1 protein-coding gene is annotated in these 1,787 nt (G+C 75.0%); it reads left to right on the top strand.

The genetic code is table 11. The features are described 5' to 3' along the window. Positions 1 to 409: 409 nt before the first annotated feature. A partial coding sequence (locus NBZ85_RS30810; protein ID WP_368861464.1) for a sensor histidine kinase occupies positions 410 to 1,787 on the top strand: 1,378 nt, incomplete at its 3' end.

The following is a 1,787-nucleotide window of genomic DNA, read 5'->3' as shown; positions in this document are numbered from 1 at the left end:
GTCGGGCCCGCCGCGGGGGCGATGCCAGGGCCGGGCGGCGGAGGGGGATGGAGGTCCTCGGCGCGGCGGGAGAGCGCGGCGAGGACGCGAACGGCGGAGGTTTCAAGGGCTGTCCTTCCGCACGCTGTCAAGCCTAGGGCACCGTGGGCGCGGGGCTGCCCGCTCACGGGGAACCACCGGCGACCGGCCGGCTGTTCCGCCGCGCCGAACCGCCCGATGTCCGGTTCGTGGCGGCGGGCCGCCGGAGGCGGCCTTTGCCGGCAGCAGGTGGTGAGTGGCCTGTAGCCTGCGACCAGCTTGCCCGGGGGGAACGGGCCTCGGGCCGGAAGCGATGTCACCATGGCGGAACTGTCGGACCAGGATGGAACTGTCGAATCATGATGGAACCACCGACCAGGACGGAACCACGGTGGTGATCCGTGGCGCTGGTCCCACCATGGGGACGGTGGAGGGCACCGAGTCCGGGGGTACCGACCGCCACGGCAGGCCGGCGCTTCCGCCGGGCGGGCTGAGGGCCGCCGACGGGAACTCCGACGGGATCACCGACACCGCCTTCGGTGCCGCCGCGCTGGAGCTGGGCCGCGCGTCGGTCGAGTCGGGTGCCGCCTACCGGGCGCTGGAGCGGGTCATGGCCGCGGTGCTCGTCGCGCTGCGCGCCGTCGCCGTCCTGCTGACCCTGTTCTACCTGGTCATCTGGCACTGGTACGCGGGCCAGCCGGCGGCCATGGCCGTCGTGGCGCTCAGCGTCGGGTGGGGCGTGTTCTTCTGCGTGATGGGCCTGCGCCGCGGGGTTGGTCGCCCGCTGGCCGCCGCGAGTGTCGTCGTCGCGCTGGCGCTGGCGTTGACGGCCGAGCGCTGGCTGCCGCCGGAGTCGGTGGGGGACAGCGGCAACTTCGTGTTCCTGACCGTCGTCAACGCGGCGATCGTCGCCGTGTGGGCCTTCCCGCCGCTGCTGGCCGCGCCGGGTGTGCTGCTGCTCGGCGCCGGCACCCTGGTGGGGGGCTGGGGGCACAACCCGCAGGTCATCGCCGAGTCGGCCATCCTGGTGCTGGTACCGGGGCTGCTGGGCTTCGCGATCGGCCGGCTGCGCCAGATCGCCCGTACCGCCGACCGGCGCTGGGCGAACGTCGTGGCGCGCCACCGCGGCGAGGCGGTGGTCCACGCGGTCGCCCGGGACCGTCGAGAGCGTGAGCGGATCATCCACGACACGGTCCTCAACACGCTGACCGGCATCGCCTGGGGCGGGGGGCGGGATGTGGCGCTGGCACGCCGGCGCTGCGCGCAGAGCCTCATCGCCGTGCAGGGCCTGCTCGACCCGGACGAGGCGGCCGGGCCGGCCATCGACGAGCGCCTCGCCGAGGTCGTCCGCAACGCCACCGGCCCGCGGTTGCGGGTCACCTTCGACAATCATCTGCGCGGCGCCGCTCGTGGGGCGGTCCTCACCGAGCCGCCGGCCGTCGTCGGCGCCGCCTTCGCCGGAGCCGTCGGCGAGGCGCTGGCGAACGTGGAGCGCCATGCCGGCACTCGCCGGGCACGGGTCCGCATCGACGGCGGGTCGGGTGTCGTCACCGTGCGGGTGTCCGACGCCGGCCGCGGCTTCGACCCGCGCAAGATCGACCCGGCCCGGCTCGGCCTGCGCCGCTCGATCGTTGGCCGGCTCGAGGACGTCGCCGGGACGGTCGACATCGTCTCGGCGCCGGGGCGCGGCACGACCGTGCAGCTCCAGTGGCGCACGTCGCGGGATACGCCGATCACTGGCGGCACTGGCGGCACTGGCGGCACTGGCG

The sequence above is a fragment of the Frankia tisae genome (assembly GCF_025403405.1).
GTDB lineage: Bacteria > Actinomycetota > Actinomycetes > Frankiales > Frankiaceae > Frankia > Frankia tisai.
Note: the sequence above shows the minus strand (reverse complement) of the source record. Positions and strands in the feature narration are given on the sequence as shown.